The following is a 2,056-nucleotide window of genomic DNA, read 5'->3' as shown; positions in this document are numbered from 1 at the left end:
CGCTCCTGTATAATGGCGTAACGCTCATTTCGCTTGCGAATTTTCTCGAACATCGCATTGTAAGCGTTGGTCTTTTTACCAATGATATCGGCAATCTCTGCCAGATAAGGATGAATGACATAGCTGTTGTAATAATCAAAAGCGAAACTTGATCCGTCTGTGTACATACCGTCGCCAGTGTACCATTGTTCCATCTGCTGTAGTGCATAATCAACACGCATCGGATCCCAATCAAAGCCGAACCTGGCCATAAAAGCTTCGTTCATTGCAGAAAAAAGGAGCCAGTTAGAAAATACTGGTTTAAACCTTCGCGTTGTTGCGATTGATTTAACCAATAACGACTGATTTTTTTTATCTAGATTTTCCCAAAGCCATGGCGCCCGGGTAAATGCAATGGCCAAATACGAAGCATCTACAAGTTGTTGCCCGCCAATATCAAAATTCATAAAATCCTTGGCATTAGAGTCTAAAGCATTTTTCACACCTAGCAATGCCCATTCCCGATATTGATTTCTGAGTTCAACTTCTTGCTTGCTCCCCCCTTCTAGCTGTAGCCAGGGTGCAATTCCACTTAATACGCGACCTAAAACCTCAACATATTGAACTTTAATCCGATTCGCCTTGTTATCGACATGGATGGAAGTTACCTGCGGCATGGCAATACGTAAACTGTCTTTTGCCAGATTATGGATTACAGGCCGAACCATCTTATCCATCTGGGCCAACCAAAACTGACGGTCGCTAAGCACTTGGTTTTGTTTAATTCTGGTTTTCTTTTGCGCAAAAGTGATGGAAGTCATCATGCTCAGGACGAGCAAAATCAGGTATTTACTTTTTATAGTCATGGAAAATTTATTTGTGTTTGGTTAGAAAACGATAATATTCACAGCCAGCAAGTAAAAATGCGCCTACTCCAAAATTTGCAGTAGAGTTTGCATCAACAATTTGCCCCGGGATAGCTTTTTCTCCTATTGGCTGTACGAAACCAACCCTTCCGTCCTTTTGAAGCGCAGTTTGAGAGAGATAATTCCATCCTAACTTAGCGGATGGTAGAAATTGTTTTTCTTTTAATATGCCGTTATTAATGCCCCACAATAGGCCGTAAGTAAAAAATGCGGTTCCACTGGTTTCTGGTCCTGGTGCATGTTGTGGATCAAGCATGCTTCTGGTCCAATAGCCCTCCTTTTGTTGCGAATTAAGAATAGCGAGGGCCATACCTTTATAAATGTTAAGATATTCCTTCCGGTGAGGATCATTTTTAGGTAAGTCTTTAAGCACCTTCGCTAATCCAGCGAAAACCCATCCATCGCCCCGGGCCCAGAAATCCTTACCGCCATTGCTCGATTTATGTTTTGGATATACATATTTGGCATCACGATAGTAAAGCTTCGCCTGCTTATCGTACATGGTACTGTTGGAATAAGTGAGATATTCATGGAGTTTTTCCAGGTATTTCTTATCTCCCGTAAGCTTATAGAGTTTGGTCATTACCGGCATCACCATATACAATCCATCGGCCCACCACCAGTAATCATTTTTATCCGTATTTATTTGATAGCCCATTACCTCTTTCGCCCGGGCTATTTTATGTTCATCAGGTTGAATATTGTATAAATCGATATAGGTTTGAAAACAGATTTGCCAGTCGCCGAAAAGGACATAATCGTCTTTCTCACCGTATGTATATTTCCATTGAGATTTATCAGTTGACTTGGCACCCATCCAATTGTTATGGTTAGCCCAATCTTCCGAATACTTCCTGTAAGTTTCATTTTTGGTGAGTTGATAAATTTCCATGTTGCCCGTGTGGTAGGCCGCGTGGTCCCAAAATGCTCTTACCTGCGGTTTGTTATTGGATTGCCAATACTGATTTGCCAGATTTATTTGAGCAAGAACAGCTTCACTTTCCTGGGCATGGGTAAATGAAAATGCAAAAAGTACCTGGAACAAAATCAGCTTGATGGTTTTATTTTTTCTCATTGTTTTGGTTGATCATTTTATTTGGTTATCAAGCTTTTCTATTACTCAATTTGAGATCTCTGTCTCATCTTTATCT

The 2,056-nt window shown here is 40.8% G+C and carries 2 protein-coding genes; both read right to left on the bottom strand.

Features of this window, described 5'->3' with window-relative positions:
- A partial coding sequence (locus OQZ33_RS24080; RefSeq protein ID WP_265802117.1) for a DUF2264 domain-containing protein occupies positions 1–845 on the bottom strand: 845 nt, incomplete at its 3' end.
- A 7-nt stretch (positions 846–852) separates the two neighbouring features.
- On the bottom strand, positions 853–1,980 hold the full coding sequence (locus tag OQZ33_RS24075) for a glycoside hydrolase family 88 protein (protein ID WP_265802116.1): 1,128 nt from the start codon (positions 1,978–1,980) through the stop codon (positions 853–855).
- Between the last annotated feature and the right edge of the window lie 76 nt (positions 1,981–2,056).

Source organism: Pedobacter sp. MC2016-05, from assembly GCF_026239735.1.
In the GTDB taxonomy this organism is placed as follows: Bacteria; Bacteroidota; Bacteroidia; order Sphingobacteriales; family Sphingobacteriaceae; genus Pedobacter.
The sequence above is the reverse complement of the archived record's forward strand: the minus strand, read 5'-3'. Positions and strand labels throughout refer to the sequence as shown.